General features: G+C 61.8%; 14 protein-coding genes. 13 read left to right on the forward strand and 1 reads right to left on the reverse strand.

Annotation, left to right across the window (positions count from 1 at the left end; genetic code table 11):
* The first annotated feature begins 61 nt into the window (after positions 1–61).
* From bamA to lpxB, 6 genes are read left to right on the forward strand one after another with little or no spacing between them, the layout of a single operon-like run.
* Positions 62–2395, forward strand: a complete 2334-nt coding sequence (bamA, locus tag AC070A_RS25575; protein WP_058326632.1) for an outer membrane protein assembly factor BamA — start codon at positions 62–64, stop codon at positions 2393–2395.
* Positions 2396–2442: 47 nt separating this feature from the next.
* On the forward strand, positions 2443–3510 hold the full coding sequence (gene lpxD, locus AC070A_RS25580; RefSeq protein WP_057255769.1) for a UDP-3-O-(3-hydroxymyristoyl)glucosamine N-acyltransferase: 1068 nt from the start codon (positions 2443–2445) through the stop codon (positions 3508–3510).
* A complete protein-coding gene (fabZ, locus tag AC070A_RS25585) occupies positions 3503–3967 on the forward strand; it encodes a 3-hydroxyacyl-ACP dehydratase FabZ (RefSeq protein ID WP_057255771.1) in 465 nt (154 codons plus the stop codon). The genes lpxD and fabZ overlap by 8 nt, the downstream gene beginning before the upstream one ends.
* A gap of 2 nt (positions 3968–3969) precedes the next feature.
* Positions 3970–4779 (forward strand): acyl-ACP--UDP-N-acetylglucosamine O-acyltransferase, encoded by an 810-nt coding sequence (gene lpxA, locus AC070A_RS25590; RefSeq protein WP_093232411.1) that lies wholly within the window; start codon positions 3970–3972, stop codon positions 4777–4779.
* Between the two features lie 5 nt (positions 4780–4784).
* Positions 4785–5672, forward strand: a complete 888-nt coding sequence (locus AC070A_RS25595) for an LpxI family protein (RefSeq protein WP_057255775.1) — start codon at positions 4785–4787, stop codon at positions 5670–5672.
* Positions 5669–6844 (forward strand): lipid-A-disaccharide synthase, encoded by a 1176-nt coding sequence (gene lpxB, locus AC070A_RS25600; protein ID WP_113736731.1) that lies wholly within the window; start codon positions 5669–5671, stop codon positions 6842–6844. The genes AC070A_RS25595 and lpxB overlap by 4 nt, the downstream gene beginning before the upstream one ends.
* Before the next feature lie 211 nt (positions 6845–7055).
* Here the strand turns inward: lpxB and gltA are convergent, their stop codons facing one another.
* Positions 7056–8345 carry a citrate synthase gene (gene gltA, locus AC070A_RS25605; RefSeq protein ID WP_057255779.1) on the reverse strand — a complete coding sequence of 430 codons (1290 nt, stop codon included), beginning with the start codon at positions 8343–8345 and terminating at the stop codon, positions 7056–7058.
* Between the two features lie 315 nt (positions 8346–8660).
* Here gltA and AC070A_RS25610 point away from each other — a divergent pair, with 315 nt between their 5' ends.
* From AC070A_RS25610 to AC070A_RS25640, 7 genes are all read left to right on the forward strand, one after another.
* Positions 8661–11141: a ComEC/Rec2 family competence protein gene (locus AC070A_RS25610; RefSeq protein ID WP_375374139.1), complete on the forward strand. Its 2481-nt coding sequence runs from the start codon at positions 8661–8663 to the stop codon at positions 11139–11141.
* A gap of 185 nt (positions 11142–11326) precedes the next feature.
* Positions 11327–12400, forward strand: coding sequence for a tonB-system energizer ExbB (exbB, locus tag AC070A_RS25615; RefSeq protein WP_058320609.1), 1074 nt, complete (start codon positions 11327–11329; stop codon positions 12398–12400).
* Positions 12401–12403: 3 nt separating this feature from the next.
* Positions 12404–12829 (forward strand): TonB system transport protein ExbD, encoded by a 426-nt coding sequence (gene exbD / locus AC070A_RS25620; protein WP_057255784.1) that lies wholly within the window; start codon positions 12404–12406, stop codon positions 12827–12829.
* Between the two features lie 237 nt (positions 12830–13066).
* Positions 13067–13732: a protein-L-isoaspartate O-methyltransferase family protein gene (locus tag AC070A_RS25625; RefSeq protein ID WP_057255786.1), complete on the forward strand. Its 666-nt coding sequence runs from the start codon at positions 13067–13069 to the stop codon at positions 13730–13732.
* 285 nt (positions 13733–14017) lie between these two features.
* On the forward strand, positions 14018–15388 hold the full coding sequence (locus tag AC070A_RS25630; protein ID WP_057255789.1) for a TolC family outer membrane protein: 1371 nt from the start codon (positions 14018–14020) through the stop codon (positions 15386–15388).
* Between the two features lie 180 nt (positions 15389–15568).
* On the forward strand, positions 15569–16378 hold the full coding sequence (locus AC070A_RS25635; RefSeq protein WP_113736732.1) for a PopZ family protein: 810 nt from the start codon (positions 15569–15571) through the stop codon (positions 16376–16378).
* Positions 16379–16500: 122 nt separating this feature from the next.
* A complete protein-coding gene (locus tag AC070A_RS25640) occupies positions 16501–19341 on the forward strand; it encodes a valine--tRNA ligase (RefSeq protein ID WP_112995899.1) in 2841 nt (946 codons plus the stop codon).
* Positions 19342–19426: the final 85 nt, after the last annotated feature.

Consider the following 19426-nt stretch of genomic DNA (forward strand, 5'->3'; position numbering starts at 1 on the left):
AACCGTGACCGGAGTCGGCACGAAACTGCCGCGCGACGTTTGGAAAAGGTAAGATTTGAACATGAAAGCTGGTTCAAGGTTTTTGAACGCGGTGTCGGCGGCTGCGCTGTCAACAAGCATTGTTGTTTCTGGCGCTGGTGTTGGGTTGCTCGCAGGCACGTCCGTCGCAGAAGCTGCGGTCATCAATCGTGTCGAAGTACGCGGGGCAACGCGCGTCAGCGCTGAGACGGTCCGTGCGAACATCACGATCGTTCCCGGCAAGGCCTTCAGCAACGCGGATATCGACGCTTCCGTGAAGCGCCTGTACTCCACGGGCTACTTCTCCGACGTCAGCATCAATGTCGCCGGCGGTACGCTGGTCGTCAGCGTGAGCGAGAATCAGCTGGTCAATCAGGTCGTCTTCAACGGCAACCGCAAGATCAAGGACGACAAGCTGCAGGGCGTCGTGCGCACGCAGCCGCTCGGCCCGTACAGCGAAGCGACGGTCGAAACGGATATCCAGTCCATCAAGGACGCCTACGCTGCCATCGGTCGCAGCGACATCACGGTGACGACGCAGGTTGTTCCGGTTGCCGAGGGACGCGTCAACCTTGCCTTCGTGATCAATGAAGGTGAGCGCACCAAGATCTCCCAGATCAATTTCGTCGGCAACGAAGCCTATAGCGACGGTCGTCTTCAATCGATCATCGCGACGAAGGAATCGGGCATCTTCTCGTTCATCACACGCAAGGATGTCTACAATCCGGACAAGCTTCGCGCCGACGAAGAGCTGCTGCGCCAGTTTTATTTCAACCGCGGCTACGCGGACTTCCAGGTCGTTTCCTCGGACGCGGCGCTCAATGAAGCGACGAACGAGTACACGGTGACGATCACCGTCGAAGAAGGTCCGCGTTATGATTTCGGCGCCGTCAATGTCGAATCGACCGTCGAGGGCGTCAATGCCGAAGAGCTGAAGGGGCTTATCCTCAGCCGCGAGGGCTCGGTCTACAAGGCCAAGGACGTTCAGGCGACGATGAGCGAGATTTCGCAGCGTGTCGCTTCGGCCGGATATCCTTTTGCGCGCGTCACGCCGCGCGGCAACCGCGACCTCGCCAATCACACGATCGCCGTCGACTACCTCGTCGATCAGGGCGAGCGTGCTTACGTCGAGCGCATCGAGATCCGCGGCAACACCCGTACACGTGACTACGTTATCCGTCGCGAATTCGACATGGGTGAAGGCGACGCCTTCAACCAGGAAATGGTTGCCCGCGCCAAGCGTCGGCTGGAGGCACTCGGCTACTTCTCGACCGTCAACATCTCGACCGCGCCGGGCAGCGCTGCCGACCGCGTCGTCGTGATTGTCGACGTGCAGGATCAGTCGACCGGTTCGTTCGGTATCGGTGCTGGTTACTCTGCGGGTAGCGGCGGCGGCTTCCTCGTCGAAGCGTCGATCGAAGAAAAGAACTTCCTTGGTCGTGGTCAGTACATCCGCGTCGCCGCCGGTCGCGGTGACGAGAGCCGGACCTACAACGTTTCGTTCACCGAGCCGTACTTCCTTGGCTATCGTCTGGCTGCCGGCTTTGACGTCTTCAAGAACGAGAACGACTTCGACGACGAGGACTACAGCTACGAAGATCAGGGCTTCAGCCTGCGCGTAACGGCGCCGATCACCGAAAATCTGTCGACCACGCTGCGCTACAACTTCACGCAGTTCGACTATAGCGGTAACGTCGCGAAGCTGTCGTCGCCCTACGTTCGTGCAGTTGAGGGTGGAAACTGGGTCCGTTCGTCGGTATCGCAGTCGATCACCTACAACACACTCGACGATCCCCAGCTGCCGCATGACGGCATCCTGGCGACCTTCACGCACGAGTTTGCAGGTCTTGGTGGCGACTCCGACTTCTACAAGATGACTGGTAAGGCCAAGTGGTACTACACGGTCAACGACGAGGCGGATATCATCGCGTCGCTTGCTGGTAGCGCCGGTCATGTCTTCGAAACCGGCAGCGATCTGCAGGTCTTCGACCAATTCCAGCTCGGCTCCAACGATATTCGTGGCTTCGAGCGCAACGGTATCGGTCCGCGCGATCAGGCGACGGGCGATGCGCTCGGCGGCACGACCTACTTTACGGCTTCGGCCGAAGCGTCGTTCCCGCTTCCGGGCATCCCGCGTGACAGCGGCTTCCGCGGTGCGGTCTTCGCCGATGCCGGTACGCTCTACAGCAACAAGGTCGCGACCCTTCCCTCTGAAACGGTGCAGGGCAACGACGCGTCGCTGCGTGCATCGGTCGGTATCGGCCTGATCTGGGCTTCGCCGTTCGGTCCGCTGCGTGTTGACTATGCTTGGCCGGTTGCCAAGGAAGACTTCGACCGGGTACAGAACCTGAAGTTCGGTATTTCCTCGTCGTTCTGATAAAAAGCAGTCCAGAACTGCCGGAAAAAGATCGTTCTGGAGTGTCCATGGAACAGAACTGGTTTTTTCCGCCCCATAAAGGGATTCGTCTGGGTGACCTGGCGAATCAAATTGGGGCGGAGTTGAGCAATGGTGCGGTCGCCGACTGCACCATTCATTCTGTAGCGCCAGTCTATCGGGCCAAGCCCGGCGACGTCTGCTACATGTTGTCTCGCAAGAGCCGAGCCGAGCTTGATACCTGTCAGGCATCCGCGATCATCTGCGACAAGACGATCTTCAGCCTTGTGCCTGCCCATATCCCAGTCCTGCTGGCGGCTCGCCCGCATACGGCCTTCGCCCTTGCCGGCACCTTGCTGCACGAGGCGGCGATGCGTCCTGCGCGCAACACCAGCCTCAAGGGCGTGGCACCGGGTGCTTTCGTGGATCCGACCGCGCGTCTGGAAGACGATGTCGAGGTCGAGCCGACGGCGGTCGTCGGGGCTGGCGCCGAAATCGGCCGCGGCACCCGCATCGCTGCCGGCGCCGTCATCGGGCCGGGCGTGCGCATCGGCCGTGACTGTACGATTGCCTCTGGCGCAAGCGTGCTCTGTGCTCTCGTCGGCAACAGCGTGATCATCCATCCCGGCGCCCGTATCGGGCAGGATGGTTTTGGTTATGCGCCCGGGCCGAAAGGCGGAATGATCAAGATCGTTCAGGTCGGGCGCGTGATCATTCAGGATCATGTCGAGATCGGCGCCAACACGACGATCGACCGCGGCACGATGGATGACACGGTGATCGGCGAGGGGACGAAGATCGACAATCTCGTCCAGGTCGGCCACAACGTGCGCATTGGCCGTTATTGTGGCATCGTCGCCCAAGTGGGCATTGCAGGCAGCACAAAGATCGGCGACGGCGTGATGATCGGCGGTGGCAGTGGCGTCAACGGCCACATCACGGTCGGTGATGGCGTACAGATCGCCGCGATGAGCGGCGTGGCGAGCGATGTTCCCGCCGGCGAACGTTATGGCGGTATTCCGGCGCGCCCGATGCGCGATTTCCTGCGCGATGTCGCGGAGATGGCGATGCGGGCAAGCGACAGACAGAAAAAGAAGAAGGGCGGCGCGAATGAGTGAGGCAGCAACGGTTCTCGGTACGGCGGACATTCAGGAAATTCTGAAACTGCTCCCGCATCGCTACCCATTTCTGCTCGTCGATCGGATCATCGAGATCGACGGCGACAATTCGGCGATCGGCATCAAGAACGTCTCGGCGAACGAACCGCATTTCACCGGTCACTTCCCCGAACAGCCGATCATGCCTGGCGTTTTGCTTGTCGAGGGCATGGCCCAGACGGCCGGTGCGATCTGTGCCCGCAAGGTGGGTAGCGGAACGAACCTCGTCTATTTCATGACCATCGACAATGCGCGCTTCCGCAAGCCGGTCGTTCCCGGCGATCGCGTCGAATTCCATGTCGTGAAGCAGAAGCAACGCGGCAATATCTGGAAATTTCACTGTGACGCAAAAGTTGACGGGCAACTGGTCGCAGAAGCTGATATCGGCGCGATGATCGTCAGCAAGGAAGACGCCTGAACATGATTGCAGCAACAGCGAAGATCCACCCGTCCTCGATTATCGAAGACGGCGCTGCGATCGGCGAGAACGTCAAGATCGGCCCTTTTTGCCACGTGGGGCCGAAAGTCGTTCTTGGCGACGATGTCGAGCTTCACAGTCATGTCGTGGTCACCGGCCGTACGACGATCGGCACGGGAACCAAAATTTTCCCGCAGGCGGTGATCGGCGCCGATTCGCAGAGCGTTCATCATAGCGCCGTCGATACGGAACTGTTGATCGGTGCAAATTGCACGATCCGCGAAGGCGTGACGATGAATACGGGCACCGTCGAACATGGCGGACAGACGGTCATTGGCGACAACAATCTCTTCCTGGCCTATTCGCACGTGGCGCATGATTGCCGCCTCGGCAACCATATCATCCTGTCGAACAACGTGATGCTGGCGGGCCATGTCACGGTCGAAGACCGCGCCATTCTTGGCGGCGGCTGCGCCGTGCATCAGTTCACCCGTGTCGGCCGACAGGCGTTTGTCGGGGGCCTCTCCGCCGTCAGCTACGACGTCATTCCCTACGGTATGCTCAACGGCAATCCGGGCATACTGAGCGGGCTGAACGTCGTAGGTATGACGAGGGCCGGGATCGACCGCGCGACGATCCACGTCGTTCGCCGCGCCTACAAGCAGATCTTTGAAGGCCCGGAGTCGATCCGCGCCAATGCTGCGGCCATTCGCGAAGAATATGCCGACTGCGCACCGGTCGTCGAAATCCTCGATTTCATCGCGGCCGAGAGCGACCGGGCACTATCGTCGCCGTCTCGCGGCAAGGCGTGAGCGTGATGTCGGCTGCTGCGAGCCACGCAGCGACCGGCGGTCGGCTCGCAATCATCGCCGGCGGTGGCGCGCTACCGCACCACGTAGCCGAAGCTGTGCGCGCGCGCGGCGAAGATCCATTCATCATCGCATTGTCGCGAGAGGCGGAAGAAGCCGATTGGGTCGGCTTCGATCATTCCGTGCTGGGGATCGGCGACTTCGCCAATATCAGCCGAACCTTCAAGGAAGAGGGGATTGATCGGGTCGTCCTGTCGGGTTGGGTTCGCCGCCGGCCGGAATGGCGTGACATTCGCCCGACGCTGAGAACGCTGGCAAAGATCCCGGCCGTCTTGAAGACGCTGGTGTCCGGTGGAGACGACGCCGTCCTGCGCATGGCGATGGCACTGATCGAAGCAAGCGGCGCCCATGTCATCGGCGTTCATGAAGTGGTGCCCAATCTCCTGGCAGAACCGGGGCCGATCGGGGCGGTTACACCTGATGCCGACGATCGCCGTGACATCGAGGCGGGCATCGCTGCCGCCAACGCGCTCGGCGCGCTCGATGTGGGGCAGGGTGCTGTGGCCGTCGGTGGGCGCGTCGTGGCGCTGGAGGGCGCTGAGGGTACCGATTCTATGCTGGAGCGTGTCGTCGCCTTGAAGGCCGAGGGCCGTGTCTCTTCGCGCCGGCGAGGGGTCCTCGTCAAGCTTTGCAAGCCCGGGCAAGATTTGCGCGCCGACCTCCCGTCGATCGGACCGTCGACCGTTGCACTTGCAGAAAAGGCCGGTCTCGCCGGCATCGCGGTCGAAGCAGGCAGGGCTCTGGTCCTGGAGCGCGGCAACGTGATTGATGTCGCCAATCGCGCTGGTCTGTTTGTCGCCGGTGTCGAACGATCGGCCAAGGGAGCCGAGCGATGAGCGCATCCAGCTACAAGCTTGCAGTCATTGCAGGCGAGGTTTCCGGCGATCTCCTGGGCGCCGATCTCGTCCGGGCGCTTCGAACGCAAAGCAGCAGCACGATAGAGCTCGTCGGTGTCGGCGGCGAGGCGCTGGAGGCGGAGGGCCTTCGATCGCTCTTCGACTATTCCGAACTATCGATCATGGGCTTCACCCAGGTCCTGGCACGATTGCCGAAGCTCATTATGCGCATTCGCCAGACGGCAAAGGCGATCATCGCCGCGCGTCCCGACGCGTTGCTGATCATCGACAGCCCGGACTTTACCCACCGCGTGGCACGGAAGGTCCGAGCGGCGCTGCCGGATGTGCCTGTCATCAACTATGTCTGCCCGAGCGTCTGGGCCTGGAAGCCGGAACGCGCGCCGCGCATGCGTGGCTATGTTGATCACGTCTTGGCCGTGTTGCCGTTCGAACCGCAGGCGATGGAGAAGCTGCAGGGCCCGCCGACGACCTATGTCGGCCACCGCCTCGCAAGCGATGCGAATGTGCTCGCGGTTCGGGCAAACCGCCAGCAGCGCCTTGTCGGCGCCATCGATGGGCGGGTCGCGACGTGCCTCCTTCTGCCGGGCTCCCGTTCGAGTGAGGTCGGCCGTCTGTTGCCGACCTTCGGCCGGGTGGTTGAGGAGCTTGCCGGCCGACATCCCGGCATTCGCTTCCTGTTGCCGACCGTTTCGCGGCAGGAAAAGCTGGTGCGCGAAATCACGGCATCCTGGCCCATCCAGCCGGAGATCACCGTAGGGACGGCGGAAAAGTGGGCCGCTTTCGATCGGGCCGATGCGGCGATCGCTGCCTCGGGAACGGTTCTCCTGGAACTGGCGCTTGCCGGCGTTCCCGTCGTTTCAACCTACGATCCCGATTTCCTGGTGAAGCTCTGGCACAAGCGCATCCGCATCTGGAGCGGCGCGCTGCCGAATTTGATCGCAGACTTCCCCATCGTGCCGGAATACTTCAGCGAGTCCATCCGCCCTGGTGCCTTGACGCGTTGGATGGAGCGGCTTTCCGGTGCAACGGCGCAACGCGCCTCGATGCTGGATGGCTATGCACTGGTGCAACAGCGCATGGCGACAACTCATCCGCCTGGTGAGAAGGCAGCCGAGATTGTTCTTGGCTATCTCAAGAGGAATAACAGGTGAGCTTCAAGTTCATTGAGCGAGCGCGATGCTCTCTCGATGCGTCGACGTCGTCGAAAATGTGCGCAAGGATCCCGCCGGCGGAGCCGGTTTGGGACCGGCATTGCTTGCGGCCAGCCCGATGGTGGACGGGGTTCGAACCGATGTTCCCGGACCTACAAAATAAAAGCCCGGTCAGCGATGACCGGGCTTCGTTTTTCTTGGCTGATACCGATCAGCGCTTGGAGACCGGCACGTAGTCGCGCTGCGGGGCGCCGACATAGAGCTGGCGCGGACGACCGATGCGCTGTTCCGGATCTTCGATCATCTCGTTCCACTGCGCGATCCAGCCGACGGTGCGGGCGAGCGCGAAGAGCACGGTGAACATGGTGGTGGGGAAGCCCAGCGCCTTCAGCGTGATGCCGGAGTAGAAGTCGATGTTCGGGTAGAGCTTCTTCTCGATGAAGTACTCGTCGGTCAGCGCGATGCGCTCGAGTTCCATCGCGACTTCGAGCAGCGGATCGTCCTTGTGGCCGAGTTCCGCCAGCACTTCATGCGTGGTCTTCTGCATGATCTTGGCGCGCGGATCGTAGTTCTTGTAGACGCGGTGGCCGAAGCCCATGAGGCGGAACGGATCGTTCTTGTCCTTGGCGCGCGCAATGAACTCCGGAATGCGGTCGGCCGTGCCGATTTCAGCGAGCATGTTGAGCGCCGCTTCGTTGGCGCCCCCGTGGGCCGGGCCCCAGAGGCAGGCGATACCGGCAGCAATGCAGGCGAACGGGTTTGCGCCCGACGAGCCGGCCAGACGGACCGTCGAGGTCGACGCGTTCTGCTCGTGGTCGGCGTGCAGGATGAAGATACGGTCCATGGCGCGCGACAGAACCGGGTTGACGACATATTCCTCGCACGGAACGGCGAAGCACATGCGCAGGAAGTTCGAGGCGTAGTCCAGGTCGTTCTTCGGGTAAACGAAGGGCTGGCCGATGTGGTACTTGTAGGCCATTGCCGCGATCGTCGGCATCTTGGCGATCATGCGCAGCGAGGCAACCATGCGCTGATGCGGATCGGTGATGTCGGTCGAGTCGTGGTAGAAGGCCGAAAGTGCGCCGACGCAGCCGCACATGACGGCCATCGGATGCGCGTCGCGGCGGAAGCCGGTAAAGAAGCGCGACATCTGCTCATGCACCATGGTGTGGTGCGTGACCCGATAATCGAAGTCGGCCTTCTGTGCCTTCGTCGGCAGTTCGCCGTAGAGCAGCAGGTAGCAGACCTCGAGGAAGTCGCCATGTTCTGCAAGCTGCTCGATCGGGTAGCCGCGGTGCAGGAGCACGCCTTCGTCGCCGTCGATATAGGTGATCTTGGATTCGCACGACGCCGTTGACGTGAAGCCCGGGTCGTAGGTGAACATTTTCGTCTGCTTGTAGAGCGAGCCGATGTCCACGACGTCAGGGCCGATGGACCCCGATCGCACCGGAAGATCCGCAGACTTTCCATCGAGTGTTACAACCGCGGTTTTTTCAGTCATCGGACCCTCCGTCTTATGGCAACGTGACATAGAGACATGCCACGACAATGAACGTTGCGAATTTGCTATATGATTTATTTTCGACTGCCAAGCTGTACGAAAGGCAAATTGTGCGATGCGAAAATGTGCATATGGCGACGCAACAATGGCATGTTACGGCAATAAGTCCAAGGAGATCAATAATCTCGTCGGATGATGGTGCGGTACCATTCTATATAGGTTTGCCGCTTTTTTCAGCAGATAGCGCATCGGTTGCGGTTATGTGCCTTTGGTTGCATGATCGGCCGGGTATTCGGGGGAAAGAGCGCTGGCGCGATGAGCGATACTGAAAGGCGGCAGGCGTCGCAGGACGCTGAGCGCGGCAGCTTCATGTTGCCCGGTTCCGATGCCGCCACTGCCGTTACAGTCTTTGCTCCCAATGCGCCGCGCGGCTTGCTTTCGACACAGGTGCGCCGCGGCATGTCGACGCTCTCGGCGCGTCTCGGTCCGCGCGCGGTCAAGGCGTCGGTCGCCTCCGCAATCGAGGAAGAACGCGCATTCGGTCACGGTTTTGTGTTGATACCGGTGCTGCTGGTCTCAGGCGTCCTCACCTGGCTGTCGCTCCCTTTTGACGTCGGAATTGTCAAACTTGCACTGCTGCTTTGCGTTTTCGGCATGGCGGCGGTGGCATGCGTCGGAAAATTTGCACGGCTGCGGGTGCCGCTGATTGGGGCGACACTGTTTGTGGCGGGAATGGTGCTGGTCGCGGCCGAGACGGCGCGGATCGATACGATCGTCCTCGACGCACCGGTGACGACGAACGTGCGGGGTGTGGTGTTTTCGCGTGAGCAGGACGACCGGGGCCAGTGGCGCTACGGGGTCGAGATCCACGAGACGACCAGGCCGCGCCTGCGCCGTCAACCGACGAAAGTCACGCTGGTGGCGCGGGGCCGGGAAGATCCGCTGCCGATAGGTGCGACCATCGAGGGCAGGGCGCGGCTGTCTCCGCCCTCCGGTCCGGCATTGCGGGGTTTGAACGACTTCGCGTTTGACAGCTACTTCCGGGGTATCGGTGCAGTCGGGTTTTTCTACGGTTCGCCCACGGGCGGAAAAGCGCCTGCGACCGGAGAATCGGAAGCGGCCTCTTCCTTTGGTTCATCCCTGGCGACCAGCATCGCCGCGATGCGGGAGGCCGTCGGAGAGCGCATCCGTGCATCGATCGGCGGCGACACGGGAGCGCTTGCGGCAGCGCTGGTGACCGCGGAAGAGCGGGCAATCAGCCGTGAGACGGTCGAGGTGTTGCGGCAAGCCGGGCTTGCGCATGTGCTGGCGATCTCCGGCCTCAACATGGCGCTTGCCGCCGGGACCTTTCTGATTGGCGCCCGCACCGTTCTCAGCATGATCCCTGGCCTAGCGCATCGTGTGCCGATCAAGAAGGTTGCGGCTACCGGCGCACTGCTGATGGTTTGCCTCTACATTCTCATCTCCGGGGGAGCGGTGTCGGCATTGCGCGCCTGGATCATGATTTCCATCATGCTCGTGGCGGTGTTTTTCGATCGTATGTCGATCAGCCTGCGCAACGTTGCCCTCGCGGCGATCGTCATCGTCGCCACAACGCCGTCTGCGGTTGCTGGGCCGGGTTTCCAGATGTCGTTCGCTGCGACCCTTGCGCTCGTTGCCGGCTATGCGCGCTGGCGCGAGCGACGGGAGACGGAGGTACCGACGGCGGCGAGGCAGGGCAAGGGAAGGGGCCCGGTCACCGGCGTGATCGCCGGTGTTGTCATCACCTCTCTCATCGGCGGTTTGGCGACATCGGTCTATTCGATCGCCTATTTTCACCGGTTGCCGGCCTATGGCCTGCTTGCCAATGTTCTCACGATGCCGGTGATCAGCATTGTGATCATGCCGTTCGGCCTGTTCGCCATGCTTCTGATGCCACTGGGACTTGAACACTATCCATTGATGGCGATGGCATGGGGCCTCGACCGGATGCTCGACATCGCCCGCTTCGTAACCTCTCTCGACGGTGAGATCGTCACGGGTCGCATCGGGCATTTCGGCTTTGCGCTGATTGCCGCAGGCGGTGTTCTCGTCTGTGTGTTGCGGAGCTGGCTGGCCCTGTCGGGAGCGGTATTGATCAGCGTCGGTCTCGTCAGCCTCGCAGTCGAGCACGATCGTCTGCCCGATGTCGTGATTGCCGAGGATGGTCGCCTCGTCGGCCTCGTTGCGAACGGCGCGATAGCAACCAACAGGATGCGCCCGTCGGATTTCGTGTTTTCGCAATGGCAACGGGCCCTCGCGGTGGAAAACCACCTCAAGCCAGCGATGCTTCCGCCGCCGGCAGCTGCCGATCCTTACCCGGCTACGGAGCCGGCCGGGAAGGGCGCTCCGCCGCTCGACCAGGAAAAACAGGCCGCGATCCGCGCGGATCTGTCGTCGGCGATCGAGGCGAATGCTGCGGGTGTCTTCATCTGCCGGGAAAAGCAATGGTGTGCGGCGCGCAACGGCTACGGCTGGACGATCCTTGCCATCGAGAACCCGCGGCTCTTTCCGGCCTTGTGCGACCAGGCGGATCTTGTAGTGACTGCGGCGCGGGTCGATGGCGCGGCGTGCCCGACCAACCGCGCCCGTATTGTGAATGCGCAGACGCTGCGTCGCACGGGCGCAATCGAAATTCGAGCGCAGTCGGATACGGAGCACGCGCCGCCCGCAATGCAGTTTCGAACGGCATTCACGGCCCTTGCCCGCCCATGGGAACGGCACCGCGCGTATGACTGGCGGACCGGTTCTTTCATGGACGTTTCGCCAGATTTCTGACCGCAGTCACCGGTCGCGCCCTGAGCGGGCGGGTTGCGAAATTATTCTTGATTGATAAACTCCACAAATCCTTGTCATTCCGCTCCCCTTTGCGTAAAGAGCCCGAAAGCACGCAAGGGATGTGACGGGTGGCGGCAATCCCTTCGCTCTGAAATGACGAAACGGACCAGTACGTGAGGAACAAGATGCCGAACCGAGCCCGATCGACGATCAATCTGCTGGCAGCCGCAATGCTGGGTCTGTCATCGGCTGCTATGCCCGTGGTTGCGTTCGCTCAGTCAGCGAGTGAAGGGGCATCGTCAGCCCCGGCTACGAACGGCACTCAGGGCACTGTCGCACAATCTCCCACGCCGACGCCGGTCGTAGAGGGCCAGACGGCAACCGGCAGCGCACCGGTAAACCAGGCGACGCCGATCACTCAGGTGCAGCCCGCACCACAAGCCGCGTCGCCGGAGACTGCCCCCCTTGCTGTCGAGGGCACTGCCGTTGCGACCGAAGGTGCGGCGAACCCGGTGCTGCCGCACGATCTGTCGCCGATCGGTATGTTCATGGCGGCGGACCTTGTCGTCAAAAGCGTTATGGTCGGCCTGGCAGTGGCGTCCATTGCCACCTGGGCGATCTTCCTGGTCAAGGCACTCGAGCTTTTCAGCGCCAAGGCGCGCCTCAAGCGGGCGGTGCGTCTCCTGTCAGCCGCTAACGGTCTGGCTGATGTCAATACTGCATTCGACGGGAAGTCGGGCCCAGCACCTGAGATGGTGGCTGCGGCGATCGACGAGATGGTGCGTTCGGAAGCGGTTGTCGACCATGCGCCTGCGAGCGGTATCAAGGAACGCGTCTCTTCGCTGCTGACCCGCATCGAGGTTCGCGCCGGCAAGCGCATGACGAGCGGCACCGGTATTCTGGCCTCGATCGGCTCGGTCGGACCGTTCGTCGGCCTCTTCGGCACGGTTTGGGGGATCATGAATTCCTTCATCGGCATCAGCAAGGCGCAGACGACCAATCTCGCGATCGTCGCACCCGGCATTGCCGAAGCGCTGCTCGCCACTGCTATCGGCCTTGTTGCGGCAATTCCAGCGGTGGTGATCTACAACTATTTCGCACGTGCAGTGGGTGGCTACAAGGTGATCCTTGCCGATGCTGCGGCCGCCGTTGAACGGCTCGTCAGCCGCGACCTCGACCACCGCATGGTCCGCAAGGCGCAGCCCCGCCGGCAGGAAGGCTTCGTCCATGCCGAAACGACCATCGCACGGATCGGGTGACCCATGGCCGGAAAAGTAAGCCAGGACGGCGGCGATCTGGACGAGAACAGCGAAATCAACGTCACGCCCTTCATCGACGTCATGCTCGTGCTGCTGATCATCTTCATGGTGGCGGCGCCGCTTGCCACGGTGGATATGAAGGTGGATCTGCCTCAATCGGCGGCAAAGCCAGCGCCGCGCGACGACAAGCCGGTCTTCGTGACCTTGAAGGCCGATCTGGCGCTGGCCATCGGCAACGAGGAAACGGCGCGTGAGACCTTCGCCGACGAGCTGAAGCGCCTGACGGAGGGCAACACCGAGACGCGTGTCCTGCTCCGGGCCGACAAGGCCGTGGACTACGGCGAGCTGATGACGGTCATGAACCTCATCCAGAACGCCGGCTACACCAAGATCGCCCTCGTGGGCCTGGAAGGCGCACCCGGGCGCTGAGTTTGCCCGCGGTCCACGTGCCAGCAATGCGTCGCGCCCATGTCCGCGCGTCGCCGCCATGATCGATCAGGGCTCTTCTTCCCCGTTTTTCCGGCGCAATTTGCCGCTGTCGCTTGAATCCCGCGGGGCGGCGATTTAAGAGCTTACGTCAAAGGCTTTCCGTTGAGAGCCACAAGACGATCGCGCGGGCTTCTCCGAAAAGCGGCGCCGCGCCTATCCGGATACGAGGGCACCAGCATGAATTTCGAAGCAGCGCGCACCAAGATGGTGGACAACCAGATCCGGACCACGGATGTGACGTCTCACTCGGTCTTGTCCGCCTTCCTCACCGTGCCGCGCGAGGAGTTCGTGCCCGCGAAGATGAAGGAGCTCGCGTATATCGACACCGACATCGCGCTTGACGCCGCCAACGGCGGAGGGCCGCGCTTCCTGATGGAGCCGTCGCCGCTTGCCAAGCTTCTGCAGCTCGCCGAGATCGCCAAGTCCGACGTCGTGCTCGAGATCGGTTGCGGTACCGGCTATGCCTCGGCACTGCTTTCCCTGATTGCTGGTTCCGTCGTCGCGCTCGAAAGCGATCAGGGTCTTGCCGCCACCGCGACCGAAACGCTGGCACGTCTCGGCTATGACAATATCGCCGTCGTCACCGGCGAACTCGAGAAGGGCTACGCTGCCGAAGCGCCTTACGATGTCATCTTCGTTCACGGTGCGGTGGAAGTGTTGCCTGCGGCTCTGTTCGAGCAGTTGCGTGATGGCGGCCGACTCGTGGTGGTCGAAGGATTTGGCAACGCTTCGCGCGCTAAACTCTATGTGCACGAGCACGGAAAAACCTCCGAGCGTGCCGACTTCAACACTGCGGTGAAGCCGCTTCCCGGCTTCCGCCGCGAGCAGGAATTTGTTTTTTGAGGTCCCGCTTATTGAGGGATATCAACATTTGAATGTACTGCTAAAATAACAATGTTGCCAATTCGCAACGCGGTACTTGTTTCTTTTTGAAATGCCTGCGCAGAGTAGGGCTGCGCAGTTGTCGGAATTTGGAATCCGGGTTTCAAAGAGTGCAGTGGTAGTGATTTGCTCACCAGTGGGCGGTGTGAGCGCTCATCGCGTGTCTAGGCAGCGCCGTTTTGTAACGAGGACAGCGCTGCGGGAAATGAGGGCAGGCTTTGCCGCCCCCGATCGGAGAGAGAAGTAATGGTGTCGATTGTCCGCAAAGCGGCCCTGTGGGCCGCCGTCTCGACGAGTGTGCTGCTTGCCCCGCACGCAGTACTGGCCGAGACGATCTTCGGCGCAATGGCCAAAGCCTACGCAAACAATCCGGATCTGAACGCTGCGCGGGCGGGGCTGCGCGCCACCGACGAGAGCGTACCGATCGCCAAGTCCGGCTTTCGCCCCCAGGTGGCTGGTTTCGCCAGCGGGACGCTTTCGACCATCGACAGGGAGAGTTCCGGAACTCAGGACGTTCACCAGGGGCAGGTCGGCATCTCCATAACGCAGATGGTCTTTGATGGCTTTCAGACGCTGAACAATGTTCGCGCGGCCGAATCGAATGTGTTTGCCACCCGCGAATCGCTGCTCGCCAACGAGATGCAGATCCTGCTTTCGGCGGCGACCATCTATTCCAATATCGCCCGCGATCAGCAGCTCGTGTCGATCCGCAAGCAGAACATCGCGTTCCTTCAGGAACAGGTGAACGCCGCGAAGGCGCGGCTTGATGTGGGTGAGGGCACCCGTACGGACGTGAGCCTGGCAGAGGCTTCGCTCGCCAACGCGCAGTCGCAGCTTATCGTCGCTGTTGCGCAGCTGAAGCAGAGCGAAGCGACCTATGTGCGGATCGTCGGCGACTTGCCGAAGAACATCAAGCAGGCGTCTCCCGCATCGAAGAGCCTGCCGCGCTCGCTCGACCAGGCGGTCGCAAGCGGCCTGCGCGACCACCCGACCATTCTGGCAGCGCAGTACTCGGTTGATTCGGCCGGTTACCAGGTGAAGTCGGCTGAGGGCACGATGCTGCCCGGCGTGACGCTTCAGGGACAGGTCGGCCGCACCACTGGCAATGTCGGTGATGGCATCGACAGCAACACATCGAGCATCACTGCTCGCCTCGAAGTCCCGATCTATCAGGGCGGCCTCGAATACGGCCAGATCCGGCAGGCGAAGGAACGCCTGGGGCAGCAGCGCATTCTGGTTGATTCGGCGCGAGCATCGATTCAGGAAACGATTGTTTCGGCCTACGCACAGCTCGAAGCAGCGATCGCGCGTATTTCCGCCAACAAGGCACAGATCTCTGCCGCCAAGCTGGCACTGGATGGCGTCATCGAAGAGCGCAAAGTCGGCCAGCGCACGACCCTCGACGTTCTCGATTCGCAGCAGGACGTGCTGCAGGCGCAGGAACTCCTGGCGCTTGCGCAGCGCGACGCGGTCGTCGCGAGCTATACCTTGCTTGCAGCCTCCGCGAGGCTGACCGTGAAGAGCCAGGGTCTGCAGGTGGCCGAATATCGCGCCGAAGAACATTACGAGGCGGTCAAGGATAAATGGTTCGGTCTTCGAACCGTCGACGGTCGCTAAAGAATACGCCCCGGTCTCCCCGGGGCGTTTCTATTTTTCCCCCTGAAAACAAATCTGTGCAAGGATCTGAGTGGCTGATTCGTGGCGTATGTTTCGTCCGCGAACTCACATAAGGTTTGTCGGAAATCGGCGCATGTCCTGTTTTGAAACACATGCCGGCCGCGTCAAACGGGGATAGAAATGGCACAGCTCAATGTCGCGCGTGAACCTTCGATGGATGAGATCCTGGCATCCATTCGCAAGATCATCGAGAGCAATGAGCCTGGGCAGGCCGGGCTTTCGCCGCAGGAGCATTTCGAGGACGAGGCGGGTGACGAGATCGAGCTGACGATCGACAGCGAGATCGAGACCGTTGCCTTCGGCCGGCGCGAGGAATCTGCCGAAACATCGAGGCCCGCGCCCGCGGCTCCTGCCGTAGAGCTTTCCATCGTCTCGTCCGAGACTGGCACGGCGGTTGCGCAGCCGCCGCTTTCGCTGGCTGATGTCGCAGCACGCGTTCGTGCAGCTTCGGAGCGCCACGCAACGGGATTTGCCCCGCGCGAAACGCAGCCAGTCGCGCCAGCGCCGGCGATCCAGGACAGCCCCGTCGTAACGTCGCGCATGGCCGCGGTATCAGCGCCCAAGGCTCCGGCCGTTCAGCCGATCGTGGCCCCAGAAACACACGAGGATGCGGAAGCCGTCGCTGCCCCAGCGCCATCGGAGCGTCGCGACGGCGTCGAATCGCCAGCGCCGGCGCCGGTGATCGACACGGTGGCCCCCGAGAAGGCGATCGCAGCCATCGTCTCTCCGGAAGTCGGCCGGAAGGTCGCGCAATCCTTTGACAATCTCGCTCTCGCGGTCGATCAGGGCGCAAGGCGCTCGTTCGACGAAATTGCCCAGGAAATGCTGCAGCCGATGCTACAGGAATGGCTGGACGACAATCTGCCGACACTCGTCGAACGGCTGGTTCGCGAGGAAATCGAGCGTGTTGCCCGCGGGCCGCGTCGCTGAAATTCAGATCTTTTGATGCGTGGGGCCGCGGCGACCGTCGCGGCTTTTTGCGTTCGTGTTGACTTGCACCGGCCGTTCCGGTTTACAAGACACAGACATCACTCTCCAAAATTGGCTCCAAAATGCTTGATAAGACCTACGATTCCGCATCCGTCGACCCACGTATCGCCAAGAAGTGGGACGAAGAAAACGCGTTTCGTGCAGGCGCGGGTGCCAAGCCCGGCGCCGATAGCTTCTGCATCGTGATCCCGCCGCCGAACGTAACCGGTTCGCTGCACATGGGCCACGCGCTCAACAACACGCTTCAGGACGTCATGGTTCGCTTCGAGCGCATGCGCGGCAAGGACGTGCTGTGGCAGCCGGGCATGGACCATGCCGGTATTGCGACCCAGATGGTCGTCGAGCGCAAGCTGATGGAAACCCAGCAGCACCGTCGGCAGATGGGGCGCGAGGCCTTCATTGAGAAGGTCTGGGAGTGGAAGGCCGAATCCGGCGGCTTGATCTTCAATCAGTTGAAGCGGCTCGGCGCATCCTGCGACTGGTCGCGTGAACGCTTCACCATGGACGACGGCCTCTCGGAAGCCGTTCTGGAGGTCTTCGTCTCGCTCTACAAGGAAGGGCTGATCTACAAGGACAAGCGCCTGGTCAACTGGGACCCGAAGCTTCTGACGGCGATTTCCGATCTGGAGGTCGAGCAGCACGAGATCAACGGCAATCTCTGGTATCTGCGCTATCCGCTCGAACCGGGTGTCACTTATGAACATCCGGTTGCCTTCAATGAGGAAGGCAAGGCGACCGAATGGGAGAAGCGCGACTATCTGGTCGTCGCGACCACCCGCCCGGAAACGATGCTCGGGGACAGCGGCATTGCCGTCAACCCTGACGACGAGCGCTATAAACCGCTGATCGGCAAGCATGTCATCCTGCCGATCGTCGGCCGGCGCATCCCCGTCGTCGGCGACAGCTATGCGGATCCGACGGCCGGCACCGGCGCGGTGAAGATCACGCCTGCGCACGACTTCAACGACTTCGACGTCGGCAAGCGCGCGGGCCTCAGCGCGATCAACATCATGACGATCGAAGGTCGCATCACCATCAAGGACAATGAGGAGTTCCTCGAAGGGCTTTCCGATCCGGCAGCCCTGCATGGTGCGTGGGACGAACTCGAAGGCAAGGATCGCTTCGAGGCTCGCAAGATCATCGTCCGCATCTTCGAAGAGGCTGGCCTGCTCGACAAGATCGAGCCGCACAAACACATGGTCCCCCATGGCGATCGTGGCGGCGTGCCGATCGAGCCGCGCCTGACGGAACAATGGTACGTCGACGCCAAGACGCTCGCGAAGCCTGCGATTGCCGCCGTCAAGGAAGGCCGCACGAACTTCGTTCCGAAGAACTGGGAAAAGACCTACTTCGAGTGGATGGAGAACATCCAGCCCTGGTGCGTCTCGCGCCAGCTCTGGTGGGGGCATCAGATCCCGGCCTGGTACGGACCGGATGGCCAGGTCTTCGTCGAGAAGACCGAGGAAGAGGCGCTGCACGCCGCGATCCAGCACTATCTCGCGCATGAAGGCCCGATGAAGGCCTATGTCGAGGACCTGCTTGAAAACTTCAAGCCGGGCGAAATCCTGACCCGCGACGAAGACGTGCTCGACACCTGGTTCTCTTCGGCGCTCTGGCCGTTCTCCACGCTCGGCTGGCCGAACGAGACGCCGGAACTGGAGAAGTACTATCAGACCGACGTTCTGGTGACAGGCTTCGACATCATCTTCTTCTGGGTCGCCCGCATGATGATGATGGGCCTGCACTTCATGAAGGATGCCGACGGCACCCCAGTCGAGCCGTTCCATACGGTCTACGTCCATGCGCTCGTTCGCGACAAGAACGGCCAGAAGATGTCGAAGTCGAAGGGCAACGTCATCGACCCGCTCGAACTTATCGACGAATATGGGGCTGACGCACTGCGCTTCACGCTGGCGATCATGGCTGCCCAGGGCCGCGACGTGAAGCTCGATCCCGCCCGCATCGCCGGTTATCGCAACTTCGGCACGAAGCTCTGGAACGCGACGCGTTTTGCCCAGATGAACGGCGTGGTCGACAGCGACGGTTTCATCCCCGAAGCCGCGTCGCTCACCATCAACCGCTGGATCCTGACGGAGCTTTCGCGCACCATCCGCGACGTCACCGAGGCGATCGAGGCCTATCGTTTCAACGAAGCCGCCGGCAGTCTCTATCGTTTCGTCTGGAACCAGTTCTGCGATTGGTATCTCGAGCTGCTGAAGCCGGTCTTCAACGGCGAGGACGAGGCGGCCAAGCGCGAGTCACAGGCCTGCGTCGCCTATGTTCTCGACGAGATCTACAAGCTGCTGCACCCGTTCATGCCGTTCATGACCGAGGAGCTCTGGGGGCAGACGGCAGGCGAGGGCCGCGAACGCGAGACGCTGCTCTGCCACGCCGAATGGCCGGCGGCTTCCTATGCCGATGATGCGGCCGCCGATGAGATCAACTGGCTGATCGACCTAGTCTCAGGCATCCGCTCCGTCCGTTCGGAGATGAATGTTCCGCCGGCAGCAACCGCGCCGCTGATCGTCGTCGGCGCGAACAATCTGACGCGCGAGCGCCTGCAGCAGCATGCTCCGGCAATTGCGCGCCTGGCGCGTGTCGAACACATCGACTATGCGACTGTCGCCCCGCGCGGCAGTGCCCAGATCGTTGTGGGTGAGGCGACCGCGTGCCTGCCGCTTGGCAACCTGATCGATCTCTCCGCCGAGAAGTCGCGCCTGGAGAAGGCGATCGCCAAGGTGGATGCGGAGCGCGAGCGTATTCTTGGCAAATTGGCCAATGAAAAGTTCGTCGCGAACGCAAAACCGGAACTGGTGGAAGCGGAGCGTGAGCGCCTGGTGGAGCTCGATCTTCAGAAAGATTCGCTTGGCGTCGCGCTCACGCGCGTGGCGGAAGCCGGTTAGGAAGCACGCTAAGGGTGCAACCGCCCACAGGGTTGACCGGCCAAGGAAGTCAAAATCCGCGACAGGTCCGTCGCGGATTTTCTAT

Source organism: Ensifer sp. GW101-20A05 (assembly GCF_059424735.1).